The 18961-nt window shown below is 67.3% G+C and carries 13 protein-coding genes; 6 read left to right on the top strand and 7 right to left on the bottom strand.

Annotation, left to right across the window (positions count from 1 at the left end; translation table 11 throughout):
* Positions 1 to 423 precede the first annotated feature (423 nt).
* From ntrC to ACI766_RS27745, 4 genes are all read right to left on the bottom strand, one after another.
* Complete coding sequence (gene ntrC / locus ACI766_RS27760) at positions 424 to 1854, bottom strand: two-component system response regulator NtrC (protein ID WP_003104661.1); 1431 nt, start codon at positions 1852 to 1854, stop codon at positions 424 to 426.
* 2 nt (positions 1855 to 1856) lie between these two features.
* Entirely contained in the window at positions 1857 to 2933 is a 1077-nt protein-coding gene (ntrB, locus tag ACI766_RS27755; RefSeq protein WP_412828483.1) for a two-component system sensor histidine kinase NtrB, read from the bottom strand.
* Positions 2934 to 3203: 270 nt separating this feature from the next.
* Entirely contained in the window at positions 3204 to 3776 is a 573-nt protein-coding gene (locus ACI766_RS27750) for a DUF4124 domain-containing protein (protein ID WP_003114474.1), read from the bottom strand.
* Positions 3773 to 4294 (bottom strand): DUF4124 domain-containing protein, encoded by a 522-nt coding sequence (locus ACI766_RS27745; protein WP_003104660.1) that lies wholly within the window; start codon positions 4292 to 4294, stop codon positions 3773 to 3775. Before ACI766_RS27745 ends, ACI766_RS27750 begins: the two co-directional genes overlap by 4 nt.
* 287 nt (positions 4295 to 4581) lie before the next feature.
* On the opposite strand from ACI766_RS27745, the gene ACI766_RS27740 reads away from it, so the two are divergent.
* On the top strand, positions 4582 to 6789 hold the full coding sequence (locus ACI766_RS27740) for a mechanosensitive ion channel family protein (protein ID WP_003104646.1): 2208 nt from the start codon (positions 4582 to 4584) through the stop codon (positions 6787 to 6789).
* Here the strand turns inward: ACI766_RS27740 and ACI766_RS27735 are convergent.
* A complete protein-coding gene (locus ACI766_RS27735) occupies positions 6786 to 7190 on the bottom strand; it encodes a hypothetical protein (RefSeq protein ID WP_003104642.1) in 405 nt (134 codons plus the stop codon). The genes ACI766_RS27740 and ACI766_RS27735 overlap by 4 nt on opposite strands.
* 147 nt (positions 7191 to 7337) lie before the next feature.
* Entirely contained in the window at positions 7338 to 8747 is a 1410-nt protein-coding gene (gene glnA, locus ACI766_RS27730; protein ID WP_003096016.1) for a glutamate--ammonia ligase, read from the bottom strand.
* Positions 8748 to 9083: 336 nt separating this feature from the next.
* On the opposite strand from glnA, the gene thiI reads away from it, so the two are divergent.
* Together thiI and typA are read left to right on the top strand one after the other, a co-directional pair.
* Positions 9084 to 10538 carry a tRNA uracil 4-sulfurtransferase ThiI gene (thiI, locus tag ACI766_RS27725; protein WP_003096011.1) on the top strand — a complete coding sequence of 485 codons (1455 nt, stop codon included), beginning with the start codon at positions 9084 to 9086 and terminating at the stop codon, positions 10536 to 10538.
* 216 nt (positions 10539 to 10754) lie between these two features.
* Entirely contained in the window at positions 10755 to 12572 is a 1818-nt protein-coding gene (typA, locus tag ACI766_RS27720) for a translational GTPase TypA (RefSeq protein ID WP_003096009.1), read from the top strand.
* A gap of 83 nt (positions 12573 to 12655) precedes the next feature.
* Here the strand turns inward: typA and ACI766_RS27715 are convergent, their stop codons facing one another.
* Positions 12656 to 13081, bottom strand: coding sequence for a helix-turn-helix domain-containing protein (locus tag ACI766_RS27715; protein ID WP_003114472.1), 426 nt, complete (start codon positions 13079 to 13081; stop codon positions 12656 to 12658).
* Positions 13082 to 13164: 83 nt separating this feature from the next.
* On the opposite strand from ACI766_RS27715, the gene ACI766_RS27710 reads away from it, so the two are divergent.
* The 3 genes from ACI766_RS27710 to ACI766_RS27700 all read left to right on the top strand — a co-directional run bounded on the left by ACI766_RS27710 (position 13165) and on the right by ACI766_RS27700 (position 18884).
* Positions 13165 to 13749, top strand: a complete 585-nt coding sequence (locus ACI766_RS27710) for an SAM-dependent methyltransferase (protein WP_014603390.1) — start codon at positions 13165 to 13167, stop codon at positions 13747 to 13749.
* A 138-nt stretch (positions 13750 to 13887) separates the two neighbouring features.
* Positions 13888 to 17493 carry a DUF2339 domain-containing protein gene (locus ACI766_RS27705; protein ID WP_003114470.1) on the top strand — a complete coding sequence of 1202 codons (3606 nt, stop codon included), beginning with the start codon at positions 13888 to 13890 and terminating at the stop codon, positions 17491 to 17493.
* Positions 17490 to 18884 carry a DUF3999 domain-containing protein gene (locus ACI766_RS27700; protein ID WP_087823880.1) on the top strand — a complete coding sequence of 465 codons (1395 nt, stop codon included), beginning with the start codon at positions 17490 to 17492 and terminating at the stop codon, positions 18882 to 18884. The genes ACI766_RS27705 and ACI766_RS27700 overlap by 4 nt, the downstream gene beginning before the upstream one ends.
* The last annotated feature ends 77 nt before the right edge of the window (positions 18885 to 18961 follow it).

The raw sequence follows: 18961 nt of genomic DNA, 5'->3' as shown, positions 1-18961 counted from the left end.
GTGCCAATTCTCATGAGCGCGCTGGCGGCGCGCTCGCTTTCCTGAAGGATTGTGGATAAGTCTGTGGGCGAGCTGGTGATGAATGCCTCTGGAAGCCCGTGGATCAAGGGCTTGGCGGCATCCCAGGGGTTTGTGGGAAGTCGATTGCGGAAAAATGACGGAGCGGGCTTTTCCGCCAGCGATTGATGCCGATTTGTCGCCTGCTGGTGCACGCTGCCCAAAATCCGGGCAAGGGCCGCTGCCCTGCACAACCGGCGGATAACCGCGATGCGGTTATTCGCCCTACGCTACGATTTGACCGGTGGTTCCGGGCGGGCGCCCTGCCGAGGCTGGGGCGGCGTCTCGCTTGGTACGGGCGCGCGACGGACCATGAAAAACGGGGCCCGAAGGCCCCGTTGGGTCGCTCATGGGAGCAGTGGCGCTTCAGTCGTCGCCTTCGTCGTCGGCTCCATCGACGTTCATCCCCAGCTCCTTGATCTTGCGGGTCAGGGTATTGCGGCCCCAGCCGAGCAGCACGGCGGCATCGCGGCGGCGGCCGGCGGTGTGCTTGAGGGCGGTTTCTATCATGATCCGTTCGAAGGCCGGCACGGCGCTGTCCAGCAGGTTCGACTGGCCGCGGCCCAGCGCCTGGTCGGCCCACTGGCGAAGGGCCTGTTCCCAGTTCGCCGCCGGCGCGCTGTCCTGCGGCTGGGTCAGCAGCTCCGGCGGCAGGTCGTCGATGTGCACCTCGCGGCCGGAGGCCATCACGGTGATCCAGCGACAGGTGTTCTCCAGTTGGCGGACGTTGCCCGGCCAGCCGAGGTTCTTCAGGTACTCCTCGGTTTCCGCCTTCAGCAGCTTGGGTTCCACCGCCAGCTCCTGGGCGGCGCGGCTGAGGAAGTGCCGGGCCAGCGCCGGGATGTCCTCGCGGCGGTCGGCCAGCCGCGGGATGTGGATGCGGATCACGTTCAGGCGATGGAACAGGTCCTCGCGGAACTTGCCGTCGCGCACCAGGCTTTCCAGGTTCTGGTGGGTGGCGGCGATGATCCGCACGTCGACCTTCACCGGCGTGTGCCCGCCGACCCGGTAGAACTCGCCGTCGGCCAGGACGCGCAGCAGGCGGGTCTGGGTGTCGGCCGGCATGTCGCCGATCTCGTCGAGGAACAGGGTGCCGCCATCGGCCTGCTCGAAGCGTCCGCGGCGCTGGGCGGCGGCCCCGGTGAAGGCGCCCTTCTCATGGCCGAACAGCTCGGATTCCATCAGGTCCTTGGGGATCGCCGCCATGTTCAGCGCGATGAATGGCGAGGCTGCGCGCGGGCTGTGGCGATGCAGGGCATGGGCGACCAGCTCCTTGCCGGTACCCGATTCGCCGTTGATCAGCACGGTGATGTTGGAATGGCTGAGGCGGCCGATGGCGCGGAATACCTCCTGCATCGCCGGCGCCTCGCCGATGATCTCCGGCGTGCGCGCCTGGTTCGCCGGCAGCTCCAGGCCCTGCTGCTCCTGGGCGTGTTGGTTGGCGCGCTTGACCAGGGAGACCGCCTCGTCGACGTCGAACGGCTTGGGCAGGTATTCGAAGGCGCCGCCCTGGTAGGAGGCCACCGCGCTGTCGAGGTCGGAATGCGCGGTCATGATGATCACCGGCAGGCGCGGATGCAGTTCGCGGATCTGCGCCAGCAGGTCGAGGCCGCTGGCGCCGGGCATGCGGATATCGGAGATGATCACGTCCGGCTGCTGCCGGCCGAGGCGGCCGATCACGCTGTCGGCGCTGTCGAAGCTCACCGTGGTCATGCCTTCCTGTTGCAGGGCTTTTTCCAGTACCCAGCGGATGGAGCGGTCGTCGTCGACGATCCAGACGGTCTCTGATCGGCTCATGGTCAATGCACTCCTTGTTCCAGGGGCAGGAACAGACTGAACACGGTATGGCCGGGGTGGCTCTCGCATTCAATCAGCCCCTGGTGCTGGCTGATGATGTTCTGGGCGATGGCCAGGCCGAGTCCGGTACCGTCCGGACGGCCGCTGACCATGGGGTAGAAGATGGTTTCCTGGAGCTCGGCCGGAATGCCCGGGCCGTTGTCGATGATCTCCACCTTGCACACCAGGCGGTGACGCGTGTGGCCGATGGTGAACTGGCGCAGGGTACGGCTGCGCAGGGTGATGCGACCGAGGCGCAGGTCGTTCTGCCCGGCGATCGCCTGCATGGCGTTGCGTACCATGTTGAGCACGGCCTGGATCATTTGCTCGCGGTCGAGCAGCAGGTCGGGGATGCTCGGGTCGTAGTCGCGGACCAGGGTGATGCTGCCCTGGCTCTCCGCTTCCACCAGGCTGCTGACCCGCTCCAGCACTTCATGGATGTTGGTCGGCGCCAGGTTCGGCAGTTTGTTCGAGCCGAGCATGCGGTCCACCAGGTTCCGCAACCGGTCGGCTTCTTCGATGATGACGTTGGTGTAGTCCTTCAGCGACTCTTCCGGCAGCTCGCGGGATAGCAGTTGCGCCGCTCCGCGGATGCCGCCGAGCGGGTTCTTGATCTCGTGGGCGAGCCCGCGCACCAGCAGCTTGGTGGTCTCCTGCTTGGACAACTGCGCTTCTTCGCGGGTGATCCGCATCAGCCGGTCGCGCGGATGGACCTCGAGCAGCAGCAGCGTCTCGTTGCGGTTGAGGATGGGCGTCACCGCATAGTCGACCGTGATGCTGACGCCGGTGATCGAGGTCAGGGTCGCTTCGCGCTTGGTGAACGGATGTGCCTGTTCCACCGCCTGGCGCAGCGAGTTCAAGGCTTCCGGCGATTCGGTGAACAGCTCGCTGATGAATTGCCCGTGGCTGCGCTGGCCGCTCACGGCCAGGAGCATCTCCGCCGCCGGGTTCATGTACTCCAGGCGCAGTTCGCCGTTGATCAGGATCACCGCGGTGGTCAGGTTGTCGAGCAACAGTCGGTGCAGGGTATCGGTCGGCATGGCGGGCAGCTGTTCCAAGGTTGGGCAGGAAAATGCAAAAAGCAAACCAGGCGCCGAAAAGGCGCGTTTTTTCTGCCGAGGCGCTGGCTAGAGGTGCGCCGGGAAGGTTTTCGGCGACGAGCGGTGACCCGAAATGGGGACAGTATAGAAAGTGGTGCGGGTAATCGCACCAATCTGGTGCGTTGGCGTGGCCGGCGGCGTTTTCGCCAGGAGAGTCGGGAAAAAAACCGGAAAATCCCGCCCACCGTGGAGTGGGCAGGGGAAGTTCGGCTAGCGCTCGCTTGGCTCTATCGCGCTGACCAGCGGCGTATCGACCTCCGGCAGGGGTTGCCCGGCGATGCTCACTCGATGCAGGTGGAAGGGCTGGCTCGGGGTGCTTTCGACGGTCATGCCGTCGCCATCGATGATTTCCACTGCGACCTGGTGGGTGCCGCGATCGAGGTTCTTCAACGGGAACACCGGGCTGCGTCCCGGCACTCCGGCAGGCTTGCCGTCGAGCAGCAGGCGATAGCGATGGCCGGGCAGCAGCGCCGGCTCGCTGGTGACGGTGACGATGACGTCGCCGCTGTTGGCGCGCAGGGTTGCGTCCGGTTCGGGGAAGAGGATGCGCAGTAGCTGGTAGGCCGGCGGCTTCACCTCCAGCGGCGCGGCGGGCGGACGATAGCGTATGCCCGGCGGCGCCACGCTGTTGCCCGGCGCCAGTTCGACGCGTTGGGCCTTGCGCCCGCTGGGCGGCTGGTCGGTGTAGACGCGGTTGCCCTCGGCGTCGATGTAGGTGTAGACCCCCGCTTGCGCGGCGCAGGCCAGGCACAGCAGGAGGGCGCCGAGAATGCGCGGGATCATCGCTTCTTCCCGAGGTGCACGCGCTGCACGGTGAAGGTCACCGGCGGGCTGGATTGCAGCACCCGTTCGCCGTTGAGTACCTGTACCGCGAGGCTGTGGTCGCCGCGGTCGATCTCGTGCAGGGTGAAGCGGGTGCCGCTGCTGGGCGTGCCGTAGGGTTTGCCGTCCAGCACCAGTTGCAACTGGTGGCCGCTGTGCAGGGCCGGGCGGATGCTGACGCTGACGTTGAAGGTGCCGTTGTTGGCGCGCAGCGCCTCTTCCGTGGGGAGGTCGCTGAGGGCAAGGATCTCGTAGGCGGCGGCCTCGCTATCGGCGGCCGGGGCATTGCCCGCGGAGGACTTTTCCGGCGTGTCGATTCCTACGGTATTGGTCGGCTGCAGTTCGACGGTCTGCGCCTGCACCCCGTCTGGCGGCTGGTTGGTGAATACCTTGTTGCCGTTGGCGTCGGTGTATTGGTAGATCTGCGCCATGGCCGGCAGGGCGGCGGCCAGGAGCAGGCAGCTGGTGATCAGGCGCATGGACGGTCTCCGGGTGAACCTGCCAAGCGTTGCACCGCATCGGCGCGCTGGCAAGCCGTGCATTGTGCGGCATGCGGGTATTCGAAGGTGTGCGCTGGGGCACGTTGGCGGTCGCTGTGCCCCGCCGCGCGGCTGCGTTCGTCTCAGCCGGCACTGGCGGGGCGAACCCTCGTTGCGCCAGAGTGTCTGTGCTTGCGCCGCCGGCCGGCGGCCCCGTTCGAAACGGCGGGTGTCCGGCTTGTATGATGCGGCTGTTTCGGTTTCTCACCTTGGGGACTGCCTTTCTCGTGCCGATCATCGCCCGCTTCACCCTTCGCTCCCGCGTCCTGGCGGCCCTGCTGCTGTGCCTCTGCGCCGCCCTGTTCTACTCGCCGCCGGGCGCCGCGGCGCTGCCGAACCCGTTGGCGGGGAGTTCCTCCGGTGGCGAGAAGGTCAGCGATGCGCAGTTGGAACAATCGCTGAACCAGGTCATCCAGACCCTGGAGAACGACAGGCAGCGCGCCGACCTGCTGAAAAAGCTGAAACAGCTGCGCGACGTGACCAAGAAAGGCAAGGAAAGCGAGGGTGGGGTGCTGGGGCTGATCGGCGATACCCTGACCAGCCTGGAAAAGCAGTTCCAGGGCGCGAACAGCCCGGTCGCGTTATGGGGCAACCAGTTCCAGCTGGCGCGTGCCGAACTCGAGGAGCGCTTTCCCAGCTGGCGCGACCTGCCGGCGATGGTCTTCGATTTTTCGGTGGTGATCCTCCTCTGGGCCTGCCTGGCCAGCGCGCTGCTCTGGCTCAGCCGGCGCATGCGCGAGCGCTTCGGCCTGTCGGCGGAGTTGCCGCAGCATCCGAAGACCCGCGACCTGCTGCTGTTTTCCCTGCGCAAGCTGGGCCCCTGGCTGGTGGCCTTCCTCATCACCCTGTACCTGTCGGTGGTGCTGCCGGACTCCCTGAGCAAGACCCTGGCGATGGTCATGGCCTATGTGCTGGTCTGCGGCACGCTGTTCTCCGCGCTGTGCGTGATTTCCCTCTCGCTGCTCAGCGGCCCGCACCGCCAGCGCGCCCTGGATATCCTGCGGCGCCAGGCGTTCCGCCCGTTGTGGCTGATCGGCAGCCTCGCCGCGCTGGGCGAGGTCGCCCACGATCCGCGGCTGATCGCCGGCCTCGGCGAGCACACCTCGATCTGCCTGAGTACCCTGGCCAACGCCAGCGCCGCGCTGTTCACTGCGCTGTTCGTGATGCGTTTCCGCCGGCCGATCGCCCACCTGATCCGCAACCAGCCGCTGGAGCGCCGCCTCAAGCGCCGTAGCCTGCACGACCTGGTGCAACTGGTCGGCTCGCTGTGGTTCGTGCCGGTGCTGGTGCTGGTGGGGATTTCCCTGTTCGCCACCTTCGTTTCCGCCGGCGACAGCAGTTCGGCGTTGCGCCGGGCGCTGGTCTGCGCGGTGCTGGCGGTGGTGGCGATGACCGTGATCGGGCTGATCCGCCGCCGTTCCAGTCGGGTCGGCGCCGGCCCGCGCCGCAGCGCGCCGTACATCGAGCAGTTGCAGAGCTTCGGCTACACCCTGCTGCACATCTTCGTGGTGCTGTTCTTCATCGAGGTCGCCTTGCGCGTCTGGGGCATGTCGCTGATTCGCTATGCGGAAGGCGAGGGCGAGCAGATCAGCATGAAGGTAGTCAGCTTCGGCACCACCCTGCTGGTCGCCTGGCTGATCTGGATCCTCACCGATACCGCGATCCAGCACAGCCTCGGCCTGGGCGGCAAGAGCCGGCCGAACACCCGCGCGCTGACCATGCTGCCGCTGATCCGCAACGTGCTGTTCGCCACCATCGCGGTGATCGCCCTGATCGTCGCCCTGGCCAACATGGGCATGAACGTCACCCCGCTGCTGGCCGGTGCCGGCGTGATCGGCCTGGCCATCGGCTTCGGTGCGCAGTCGCTGGTGGCGGACCTGATCACCGGCCTGTTCATCATCATCGAGGACTCGCTGTCGATCGACGACTACGTCGACGTCGGCGGCCACCTTGGCACGGTCGAGGGCCTGACTATCCGTACCGTGCGCCTGCGCGACCTGGACGGCGTGGTGCATACCATCCCGTTCAGCGAGATCAAGAGCATCAAGAACTACTCGCGCCAGTTCGGCTACGCGATGTTCCGCTGGCCGGTGCCGGCGAGCATGCCGATCGACGACGCGGTGGCGCTGGTGCGCGAGGTCGCGATGGAGCTGCGCAGCGACCCGGCGGTCTACCGCAACCTGTGGTCGCCGATGGAATTGCAGGGCGTGGAGAGTTTCGACAACGGCCAGGCGATCCTGCGCTTCCGCTTCAAGACCGCGCCGATCAAGCAGTGGGAGGTCCAGCGGGCGTTCAACCTGCGCCTGCGTCGGCGCCTCGACCAGGCCGGCCTCGAACTGTCCATGCCGCGTCTCAACGTACAGTTGAGCCGGGCGCCCAAGGCGAAATCCGCGGAACCGGACGAGCCGGGCACGCCGGCGGACGGCGGCATCTAGCGCGACAGGATGACCCGGCAGATGCGGCGCATGTCGCGGTCGTCGATGCCGTCGCACTGCCACGGCGCACGCGATACCACGGCCCGGCACTGGCGGCGCATGTCGCGGCTGTCGATGTCGTCGCAGCGCTTGCGGTCGCCGCGGACGATGGCGCGGCACTGGCGGCGCGTGTCGCCGTCGCGGATGTCGTCGCAGTCGTAGCGCTGTCCCGGCGCCAGCAGCGCGCCGCAGTAACGCCGCAGGTCGCGGCTGTCGATGTCGCCGCAATCCCCGCTGTCGCCGCGTTCCAGTGCGTTGCACATGCGCCGCAGGTCGCGGTCGTGGATATCGCGGCATTCGGTGCCGGCCTGGGCGGGCAGGCTGAGGATGGCGGCAAGCAGGAGCCAGAGAGAGTGACGCATGGACGGTCCTTATCCTTGGGGCGGGGAGCGCGGCAAGTCTAACCGAACGGCGCGGCGAACTTTGCGTTTCTCCATGGGCCGGCCCATAAAAAAGGCCTCCCGAAGGAGGCCTCAAGAGGGTGACTCGTTGTTATAGGAAAGGGTGGATCAGACGCTGTAGTACAGGTCGTATTCCAGCGGGTGCACGAAGGTGCGCACCTTGATCTCTTCTTCGCTCTTCAGCTCGATGTAGGCATCGATGAACTCGTCGGTGAACACGCCGCCCTTGGTCAGGAACGCGCGGCCCTTGTCGAGTTCTTCCAGCGCCTCTTTCAGGCTGCCGCAAACCTGCGGGATTTCCTTCGCCTCTTCCGGCGGCAGGTCGTACAGGTTCTTGTCGGCGGCATCGCCGGGGTGGATCTTGTTCTGGATGCCGTCCAGGCCGGCCATCAGCAGCGCGGCGAAGGCCAGGTAGGGGTTGGCTGCCGGGTCCGGGAAGCGCGCTTCGATACGGCGGGCCTTCGGGCTGGATACGTAGGGGATACGGATCGAGGCGGAACGGTTGCGCGCCGAGTAGGCCAGCATCACCGGAGCTTCGAAGCCCGGGACCAGGCGCTTGTAGGAGTTGGTCGAGGGGTTGGTGAAGCCGTTCAGGGCCTTGCCGTGCTTGATGATGCCGCCGATGAAGTACAGGGCGGTCTCGGACAGGCCGGCATAGCCTTCGCCGGCGAAGGTGTTCTTGCCGTCCTTGGAGATCGACATGTGCACGTGCATGCCCGAACCGTTGTCGCCGTACAGCGGCTTCGGCATGAAGGTCACGGTCTTGCCGTAGGCGTCGGCGACGTTGTGCACGCAGTACTTCAGGGTCTGCACTTCGTCGGCCTTGGCGACCAGGGTGTTGAACTTCACGCCGATCTCGTTCTGGCCGGCGGTTGCCACTTCGTGGTGGTGGACTTCGACCACCAGGCCCATTTCTTCCAGGGCGTTGCACATGGCGGTGCGGATTTCATGGTCGTGGTCGACCGGCGGTACCGGGAAGTAGCCGCCCTTCACGCCCGGGCGATGGCCCTTGTTGCCGGACTCGATGTCGGCGTCGGTGTTCCAGGAAGCCTGCTCGGAGAAGATCTTGAACATCGAGCCGGAGATGTCGGACTTGAACTTCACTTCGTCGAAGATGAAGAACTCCGGCTCCGGGCCGACGAACACGGTGTCGCCGATGCCGGTGGACTTCAGGTACTCCTCGGCGCGCTTGGCGATGTTGCGCGGGTCGCGCTCGTAGCCTTGCATGGTGCTCGGCTCGATGATGTCGCAGACCAGGATCAGGGTCGGCTCTTCGGTGAACGGATCGAGGACGGCGGTGCTGTCGTCCGGCATCAGGATCATGTCGGAGGCTTCGATGCCTTTCCAGCCGGCGATGGAGGAGCCGTCGAACATCTTGCCGGCTTCGAAGAACTCATCGTCCAGCGCGTCGCGAGCCGGCATGGTGACGTGTTGCTGCTTGCCCTTGGTATCGGTGAAGCGCAGGTCTACCCACTTCACGTCATGGTCTTTGATCAGTTGGTGCGACTTGTACGACATGCTGTCCTCCAGGAGGGATTAGAGCTGGGAGCTTTTTCTGTGCCCCAGTATCGGGTGATGCCGGCCGGAATACTCCGCCAGGGCAACCTGCCTCACAAGTGAGCAAGTTGCGTGCCAGTGCCCGGAATCGGGCAGGGCCCCATGTTTGGCGGGGCCAGGTCTTCTTCAGGGTAGCTGGGCGGCCTTCGGGTGCACCGTTATGGTGCTCCATGTTGGTGCATCATTCCATTTTGGTGCAGCAAAAATAACTGTGCATATTTCTGCTCAATACGTGAGCAATTTCAGATATAATTCCGCCCCTTTTTTTCCGTCGCCCCGCGCGTTCGCGTCCCTCGCATGAAACTCATCGTCAAGACCTTCCAGGAAATCACCATCAAGAGCCGGCCGGTGCGCAAGCGCTTCATCCGGCAGTTGGCGAAGAACATCCGCGCAGTGCTGCGCGACCTGGACCCGGAGCTGAAGGTCGAGGGCGAGTGGGACAACCTGGAGGTAGAGACCGCCGTGGTCGACGCCAAGGCCAGGCGCGAGATGATCGAGCGCCTGACCTGCACCCCGGGCATCGGTCATTTCCTCGAGGTCCACGAGTATCCGCTGGGCGATTTCGACGACATCCTCGCCAAGTGCAAGGCGCATTTCGGCGACCAGTTGGCCGGCAAGACCTTCGCCGTGCGCTGCAAGCGCGCCGGCAAGCACGCGTTCACCTCGATGGAGGTGGAGCGTTACGTCGGCAGCGGCCTGCGCCGCGAATGCGGGGCTGCCGGGATCGACCTGAAGCAGCCGGAAGTCGAGGTGCGGATGGAAATCCGCCTCGACCGCCTGTTCGTCATCCATCGCCAGCATCCGGGCCTGGGCGGCTATCCGCTGGGCGCGCTGGAACAGGTGCTGGTGCTGATGTCCGGCGGCTTCGACTCGACCGTGGCGGCCTACCAGATGATGCGCCGCGGGATGATCAGCCACTTCGTGTTCTTCAACCTCGGCGGGCGCGCCCACGAACTGGGGGTGATGGAAGTCGCCCACTACCTGTGGGAGAAGTACGGCCGCTCGCAGCGCGTGTTGTTCGTCAGCGTGCCGTTCGAGGAAGTGGTCGGCGAGATCCTCACCAAGGTCGACGACAGCTATATGGGCGTGACCCTCAAGCGCATGATGCTGCGCGCCGCCAGCCGCGTGGCCGAGCGCCTGGAGCTGGACGCGCTGGTGACCGGCGAGGCGATCTCCCAGGTGTCCAGCCAGACCCTGCCGAACCTCTCGGTGATCGACCGGGTTACCGACACCCTGGTGCTGCGCCCGCTGATCGTCAGCCACAAGCAGGACATCATCGACACCGCCCGGCAGATCGGCACCGCCGAGTTCGCCCGGCACATGCCGGAATACTGCGGGGTGATCTCGGTGAACCCGACCACCCAGGCCAAGCCCTACCGCGTCGAGCACGAAGAGTCGAAATTCGACATGGCGGTGCTCGAGCGCGCCCTGGAGCGCGCCACCCAGCGCACCGTCGACCGGGTGATCGACGAACTCGGCCAGGACCTGCAGGTGGAAGAGGTCGGCGAGGTGCTGCCCGGTCAGATTGTCATCGATATCCGCCATCCTGATGCCCAGGAAGACGAACCCCTGGCCCTGGAAGGCGTCGAAGTCCAGGCGCTGCCGTTCTACGCGATCAACAGCCGCTTCAAGGAACTGGACGCCAACCGCCAGTACCTCCTGTATTGCGACAAAGGGGTGATGAGCCGCCTGCATGCCCATCACCTGCTCAACGAGGGGCACACCAATGTGCGTGTTTATCGTCCGGCTTAAGCAGCCGGGCTTGTTCGGCGGCAGCATCCGCCACCGTCCTCCCGACACGTCCGCCGCCTAGGCCGATGCCCGCCCTTCGGCGTGCCGGCCGGACCGGGGCAGCGTCCGCCTGCTGCCCGCCCCTTAATTGAAGAAGCCTGTCGTGTCGGGCGCCGCCCTGTCCGACCCCACCACCGCCGCGAAGCCGCGCTTCGGGCGTTAAACGAGACAAGACTTGTGATCGAAAATCTGCGCAACATCGCCATCATCGCCCACGTCGACCATGGCAAGACCACCCTGGTGGACAAGCTGCTGAAGCTGTCCGGCACCCTCGACCGCAAAGAAGCGGAAAGCGAGCGGGTGATGGACTCCAACGACCAGGAAAAAGAGCGTGGCATCACCATCCTGGCGAAGAACACCGCGATCAAGTGGAACGGCTACAACATCAACATCGTCGACACCCCCGGTCACGCCGACTTCGGCGGCGAGGTGGAGCGCGTGATGTCGATGGTCGACTCCGTGCTGCTGGTGGTCGACGCCCAGGACGGCCCCATGCCGCAGACCCGCTTCGTGACCCAGAAGGCCTTCAAGGCCGGCCTGCGTCCGATCGTGGTGGTGAACAAGATCGACCGCCCGGGCGCGCGTCCGGACTGGGTCATCGACCAGATCTTCGACCTGTTCGACAACCTCGGCGCCACCGACGAGCAACTCGACTTCCCGATCGTCTACGCCAGCGCCCTGAACGGCATCGCCGGCCTCGACCACGAGAAGATGGACGACAACATGGACGCGCTGTTCCAGGCGATCATCGACCACGTCCCGGCCCCGGTGGTGGACACCGAGGGTCCGTTCCAGATGCAGATCTCGCAGCTGGACTACAACAGCTTCCTCGGCGTGATCGGTATCGGCCGCATCACCCGCGGCAAGGTCAAGTCCAACACCCCGGTGGTGGCCATCAGCGACGACGGCAGCAAGCGCAACGGCCGCATCCTGAAGATCATGGGCCACCACGGCCTGCAGCGCGTCGAGGTGGCCGAGGCGGAAGCCGGCGACATCGTCTGCGTCAGCGGCATGGAGGAGCTGTTCATCTCCGATACCCTGTGCGACCCGCAGAACGTCGAGGCGCTGCCGCCGCTGACCGTCGACCAGCCGACCGTGAGCATGACCTTCCAGGTCAACGATTCGCCGTTCGCCGGCCGCGAAGGCAAGTTCGTCACCAGCCGCAACATCAAGGAGCGCCTGGAGAAGGAACTGCTGCATAACGTGGCGCTGCGCGTCGAGCCGGGCGACAGCCCGGAGAAGTTCAAGGTTTCCGGCCGTGGCGAACTGCACCTGTCGGTACTGATCGAGACCATGCGCCGCGAAGGCTTCGAGCTGGCCGTGGGCCGCCCGGAAGTGGTGATCATCGAGAAGGACGGCGAGAAGCAGGAGCCCTACGAGAACGTCACCATCGACATCGAGGAGCAGCACCAGGGCTCGGTGATGGAGCAGATGGGCCTGCGCAAGGGCGACCTGAGCAACATGATTCCCGACGGCAAGGGCCGCGTGCGCCTGGAGTACACCATTCCGGCGCGCGGCCTGATCGGCTTCCGCAACAACTTCCTGACCCTGACTTCGGGCACCGGCATCCTGACCTCGACCTTCAGCCACTACGGTCCGATCAAGGCCGGCGAAGTCAGCAACCGCCAGAACGGCGTACTGGTCTCCATGGCCACCGGCACCGCCCTGACCTACTCGCTGGAGACCCTGCAGAGCCGCGGCAAGCTGTTCCTCGGCCCGGGCGACGAAATCTACGAAGGCCAGTTGGCCGGCATCAACAGCCGTGACAACGACCTGGTGATCAACCCGACCAAGGGCAAGAAGCTCGACAACATGCGCGCTTCCGGCAAGGACGAAGTCATCGCCCTGGTTCCGCCGATCCGCTTCACCCTCGAGCAGGCGCTGGAGTTCATCGCCGACGACGAGCTGGTGGAAGTGACGCCGAAGTCGATCCGCCTGCGCAAGAAGATGCTCAACGAGAACGACCGCAAGCGCTACGAGCGCAGCAAGGTCTAAACCGTTGCCGTACCGGCGCGCCGCAACGGCGTGCCTCGCGGCCGGCAGGCAGGGCAGGGGTGCCCGGCCTGCCGGCCGTTTTGCTATGCGCCGGGCGCTTTCCGGCGTGGCTTGATGGCCCCCGCGGCAGCGGCCCGCAGCAAGCGGCGGAACGTCGGGCAGTCCATGTGCTCGCGCGCCGGACAGGCCGCGGCATGCCGCAGGCCGTCGCGCATGGCGGCGAGGCGGCGGATCGTCCGGTCCAGTTCGTCGGCCTTGGCCGCCAGCGCCGCGCGGTCGATCCGCAGCGCGCCGTCGGCTGCGCCCATGCCGGCAATCTCGTCCAGCGACAACCCGGCGGCGCGGCCCAGCCCGATCAGCGCCAGCCGCTCCAGCACGCCTGCATCGAACAGCCGGCGCAGGCCGTGCCGGCCGCTGGAGGCGATCAGTCCCTTTTCCTCGTAGTAGCGCAGGGTCGAGGCCGGTACCCCGGATCGTCGCGCGACCTCGCCTATGTCCAGTTGGCGCATGCCCTTGACCTCAAGTCGACTTGAAGTGGAAGACTAGCGTTTCGGCACCTGGGCCGTGACGAAATACAGACGAGGTGAACCTCATGTGGGACGAACGCTATGCCGCCGAAGAGTATGTCTACGGAACCGAACCCAACGCTTTCCTGAAGGAGCATGCGCAGCGGCTGGCCGGGCCGGTGCTGAGCGTCGCCGAGGGCGAGGGGCGCAACGCGGTGTTCCTCGCTTCGCTGGGGCTGGAGGTGCTTGGCGTGGACGGCTCCGCCGTCGGCCTGGCCAAGGCGCGCCGGTTGGCCGAGGCGAAAGGCGTGTCGATCGACACCCTGGTGGTCGACCTGGCGGACTACGAACCGCCGGCAGCGGCGTTCGGCGCGGTGGTGTCGATCTTCGCGCACCTGCCCAGTCGCGTGCGCGGCAGACTCAACTGCCTGCTGGAGCGTTCGCTGCGACCGGGCGGTCTCTTCCTGCTGGAGGCCTATCGGCCGGAACAGCTCGGCCGCGGCACCGGCGGCCCGGCGGACGTCGACATGCTGGTGAGCCGCGCGGCGCTGGAGGCGGAGCTGCCGGAGTGCGAGGTGCTGCTGGCGCGGGAAATCGAGCGCGAGGTGGTCGAGGGCCGTTTCCACACCGGCGCGGCCTGCGTGGTCCAGTTCATCGCCAGGAAGAGGTAGCTCGCCACGGGGCGGGCGTCGGAATGCGTCGAATCTCTGGAATGCGGGCTGTATACTCCCGGGGCGGGTTCCGCTCTGGCAGGATGGCCAGGGCAGGTATCAGTGGATCGTGGTACCTCTTGATCAAGGATTCGACGCATGCAATGGATTTTCATGCTGGTGGGCCTGATCCTCGGCGGCTTCGCCGGGGAATCGCTGGTCGGCGCCCTCCTCGGCGGCCTTTCCGGCCTGGCCCTGGGACAGGCCGTCTCGCTGCAGAACCTGGCGCAACAGAACGAGCGCCTGCGCAAGCAGATGAGCGAATTCGCCGAACGCTTCGAGCGCGGCACCGAGGTCATCCACCAGCGCTTGCTGCGCGTGGAGCGCCAGGCGCAGGACCTTCCCGAAAGCGTTCCCGAGCCGGCCGCCGGCATCGACCAGCCGCTCGCAGACACGCCTCCCGCTCCTCCCGCCGAGGTTGCCCCGCCGCTGGACTGGGACATCGAGCTGCCGGCCGTCGAGGCTGCGCCGCCTCCGCCTCGTCCCCCCGAACCCGTCCAGCCCATCGAGCGTCAGCCGGCGTTCCAGCCTGACGCCCAGCCAGCGCCGCGCCGTGCCGCCCCTCCAGCGCCTCCACGCGAACCCTCGCTGGTCGAGCGTGGCTTCGCCGCGGCCAAGGGCTGGCTGTTCGGCGGCAACACGGTATTGCGCATCGGCGTGGTGCTGCTGTTCATCGGCCTGGCCTTCCTCCTGCGCTATGCCTCGGAACGGGTGGCGGTGCCGGTGGAGTACCGCTACGCCGGGGTGGCGCTGGCAGCGATGGCGCTGCTCGGCGTCGGCTGGTGGTTGCGCGAGCGGCGCGCCGCCTACGGCCTGATCCTGCAAGGCACCGGTATCGCGGTGTTGTACCTGACCATCTTCGCCGCCATGCGCCTGCATCCGCTGATCTCTCCCGGCGCGGCGCTGGCCCTGCTGGTGGTGGTGACGATCTGCTCGGCGATCCTCGCCGTGCTGCAGAACGCCATGGGCCTGGCGGTGGTGGCGGCGCTCGGCGGCTTCGCCGCGCCGATCCTGACCTCCACCGGCAGCGGCAACCATGTAGCGCTGTTCAGCTACTTCGCCCTGCTCAACGCCGGCATCTTCGCCATCGCCTGGTTCCGCGCCTGGCGGCCGCTCAACCTGGTCGGCTTCGTCGGCACCTTCGGCATCGGCTTCGCCTGGGGACTGCGCTCCTATACACCGGAGCTGTTCGCCAGCACCGAGCCGTTCCTGGCCCTGTTCTTCCTGATGTACGTCGGGATCGGCCTGCTCTTCGCCCGCCGCAAGCTGCTGGAGGCCGCGCAGGCGCCTGCCGAGCGCGGCGAACTGCTGCGCTGGTCGGCGCGACAGGCCGACTACATCGACGCCACCGTGCTGTTCGGCCCGCCACTGGTGGGGTTCGGCCTGCAATGCGCGGTGATCGGCCACATCGACTTCGGCATGGCCTTCAGCGCCCTGGCCCTGGGGCTCTTCTACATGGTCCTGGCGCGGGTGCTGCGCGGCCATGCTTCGGCCGGACGCACCAGCCTGCTGGTGGAAATCTGCCTGGCGCTGGGGGTGGTCTTCGGCACCCTGGCCATTCCGCTCGGCCTGGACGCGCGCTGGACCTCGGCCGCCTGGGCCGTCGAGGGCGCCGGCATCTACTGGCTCGGCCTGCACCAGCAACGCCGCCTGGCGCGGCTCTTCGCCCTGCTGTTGCAGGGCGGTGCGGCGTTGGCCTACCTGAATGGCGTGCGCCCGGGTGAGACGACGTTGCTGGAGGGTTCGCCGCTGGGCGCGCTGATGCTCGGTGCGGCGGCGCTGTTCAGCTTCTGGCAGCTGCGTCGCGCGCCGGCGAAAGCGCTGGCCGACTGGGAGCCGGCCTGCCGGCCGTTGCTGGCGGCCGCCGGCCTGGCCTTCCTCTACCTGGTCGCACCGCTCTGCCTGGCCGTCGACGGCACCGCCATCGCCTGGGCCGTGGCCGGCCTGGCGAGCTTGTTCGCCGGCTTGCGCCTGGGCTCGCGTACTTTCCTGTTCTGCGCCTTCGCCGTGCAACTGCTGGGCGGTGCGCTGTTCCTCCTGCATTTGCAGGGCGGCGATGGCCAGGGTGGGGTATTCGACTCGGGCTGGCGTGGCTTGATGACCGCCTCGCTGATTGGCCTGGCGCTGATCGGCGGCATGCTGCTGGCGGCGCGCGACCCGCTGGTGAAGGACGACAGTCGGCTGCTCATGGGCTTGAGCCTGGTGCTGCTGGCCGGTCTGGCGTTCGTCAACCTGGCAGTGCTGTTCGTCCTGCCTTGGCGCAGCGCCAGCGCGGTATGGGCCGGTAGCGGGCTGCTGATCATCTGGCTGAGCCTGGTGCTGCGCCAGCGCCTGAGCTTCTACTTCGGCCTCGCCTTGCAGGTAGTGGGCGGCCTGGCGTTCCTCCTCGCCGGGCCGTCGCTGTTCGGCTCGCTGAGCGGCGAAGGCCTGCGGCCCCTGGCCCATTCCGGGTTCTGGACGCCGGCAGTGCTGGCCCTGGCGGCGCTGGTCGGCGCCTGGCGGCTGCGCCGCGCCGGCGAGCGCGAGCGGGCGCTGGGTATCGGTACCCTCGGCCTGGCCGAGCTGTCGCACTTGCTGCTGCTCTGGGGAGCCGGCTGGTGGGCGCTGACCGCGCTGTGCGAAACCGTCCGCTTCGTGCCTTATGGCCTGCGCGAGCATGCGTTGCTGCTGGTGGCCGCGGCGACAGTGGCGTCGTGGATGCTGCTGGCGCTGCGCGAGCGCTGGCGCGAACTGGCCCTGCTGTGCCTGGCGCTGGTCCCGGTGGCGCTGTTGGCCCTGGCCAGTGCCTGGCGTTTCGATTACCAGCCGTTCGGCGAATTCGGCTGGCTGGCCTGGCCGCTGCTGTTCGCCACGCACCTGCTGTCGCTGCGACGCCTTGCCCCGTTGCTGCCGGCGAAGGCCCTGAGCGTTGCCCATGTGCTCGGTTGCTGGCTGTTGCTAGGGGTGCTGGCGCTGGAGCTGCGCTACCTGTTCGCCCTGCTCGCCGAACAGTACAACGCCTGGCGTTGGCTGGGCTGGGCGTTGGTCCCGAGCGCCTACCTGCTGCTGGTGGCTGGCGGGCGGAGCCTGCCCTGGCCGCTGCGCGACTTCCCGCGGGAGTATCGGCTGCTCGCCGCTGCGCCGGTGGCGCTGTTGCTGCTCGGCTGGTTCTGGAGCGCCAACCTGCTCAGCGACGGCGCTGCCGAGCCGCTGCCTTACCTGCCGCTGGCCAACCCGCTGGAACTGGGGCTGCTGATCGTGCTGTTCGCCCTCTACCGCTGGAGCGACGCCAGCCTGGCCTCGCTCGTCGATGGCAATGCCAGCGCGCGCCTGGGGCGCCAGGCGTTGGCCGGCGCCTCGCTGTTCGCCCTGCTGACCCTGGCGGTGTGCCGCGCCGCGCACCACCTGGCCGGCGTACCGTTCCAGGCCGAGGCGCTGACCGCGTCGATGCTGGTGCAGGCGGGGCTGTCGCTGGTCTGGACGCTCTGTGCGCTGGGCCTGACCATCGCCGGTACCCGTCTCGGCCGGCGCGACCTGTGGATGGTCGGCGCGGCGCTGGTCGGCGTCGTGGTGGTCAAGCTGTTCTTCGTCGAGCTGGGCAACAGTGGCAGCCTGGAGCGAATCATCTCCTTCATCGGGGTCGGCGTCCTGTTGCTGGTCGTCGGCTACTTCTCACCCTTGCCTCCGCGTCGCGCCGAGGTCGCATCGGAGGCCGAGCAGCCATGACGCGCTCCTTTTCGTTCAGAACCGCCGGCCTGCTCCTGCTGGGCGCCTGCCTGTCCCTGCCGCTGTCGGCGCAGGAGTCTGCCGAAGGTTTCAGCCGCCAGGTGGCGCTGTCGCTGCAGGGCGAAGGTCCCTGGTATCGCCTGAGCATCCCGATGAGCGTGCAGTTGTCGGCTGCCCATGCCGACCTGCGCGACCTGCGGGTCTTCGATGCCGAAGGCGAGGCCTTGCCCTACGCCCTGGTGGCCGGCAGCGAGCGCCAGGCCAGCACGCCGCATGAGGCCGAGGTGCGGCTGTTCCCGTTGCGAGGCACGTCCGCCGCCGACGCGACGCAACCGAACCTGCGGGTGCAGCGCAACACCAGCGGCACCATAGTCGAGGTGCTGCCGGAAAACGCCGGGCGGGCTGCCGAGACTTTGCGCGGCTGGCTGATCGACGCGAGCGCGGTGACGTTTCCCCTGGAGCGCCTGCGGCTGGACTGGAGCAGCCCGGAGGAGGGCTTCCAGCGCTTCTCCGTGGAAGCCAGCGACGACCTCGAGCATTGGCAGGCCTGGGGGGACGGACAGATCGCCCGCTTGACCTTCAACGGCGAACGCATCGACGTCAGCGAGGTCAAGCTTCCCGGCCGCCAGGCCCGCTACCTGCGTCTGGCCTGGCCGGCCGGGGCAACCGCGGCAGACCTCCATGGCGCCCGCCTGCAAGGCAGCACGCGGAGCACCGAGCCGGCGCCGATGATCTGGTCCGAGCCGCTGGCCGGGCGCCAGGCGGGGGACGGCGAGTACCGCTGGCAGTTGCCGCTGGCGTTGCCGTTGCAGCGGGTGCGGGTGTCCCTGGAGCAGGCGCTGACCCACACCATCGTCCCGGTGGAACTGTCCGGCCGTGATCGTACGGAGAACGCTTCGCCGCGCCGGGAGGCCGCCTGGAGCAGCCTGGCACGCGGGGTCCTCTACCGGCTGCCGATCGACGGCCGCAACGTACAGCAGAACGAGCTGGAACTGCCGGGCTGGGCGGTGCGCGAGCTGCGTCTGCAGGTGGACCAACGAGGTACCGGCCTGGGCCCGGAGGTCCCGTCCCTGAGTGTCGGCCTGCCGGCCAGCGAACTGGTGTTCCTGGTGCGCGGCAGCCCGCCGTACCGGCTGGCGTTCGGCAAGCCCGGCGCGCAGTCGGCGGCGCTGCCGCTCGGCGTACTGATTCCCGGCTATACCGAGAGCAAGCGCGCCACCCTGGGTAGCGCCAGCCTGGGCGAACCGCTGGAGGTGGCCATGGCGGCCGCGGCGCCGGCACCGGGTAGCGACTGGAAGAAGATCGGCCTGTGGGCGGTACTTCTGCTGGGGGTCGCTCTGCTGGTAATAATGGCAATGAGCCTGCTGCGTTCCTCGCCGAACAAGCCATGAGCCGGTTCCGCGCTATGCTGTTCGGCTGAGGAGGCTTTACGACGGGCCCCGGGGCGCATGCCGACGACGCGGCGGCC

The sequence above is a fragment of the Pseudomonas sp. DL genome (genome assembly GCF_047199225.1).
Classification (GTDB): Bacteria; Pseudomonadota; Gammaproteobacteria; order Pseudomonadales; family Pseudomonadaceae; genus Pseudomonas; species Pseudomonas aeruginosa.
This window is presented reverse-complemented; position numbering and strand designations above follow the sequence as displayed.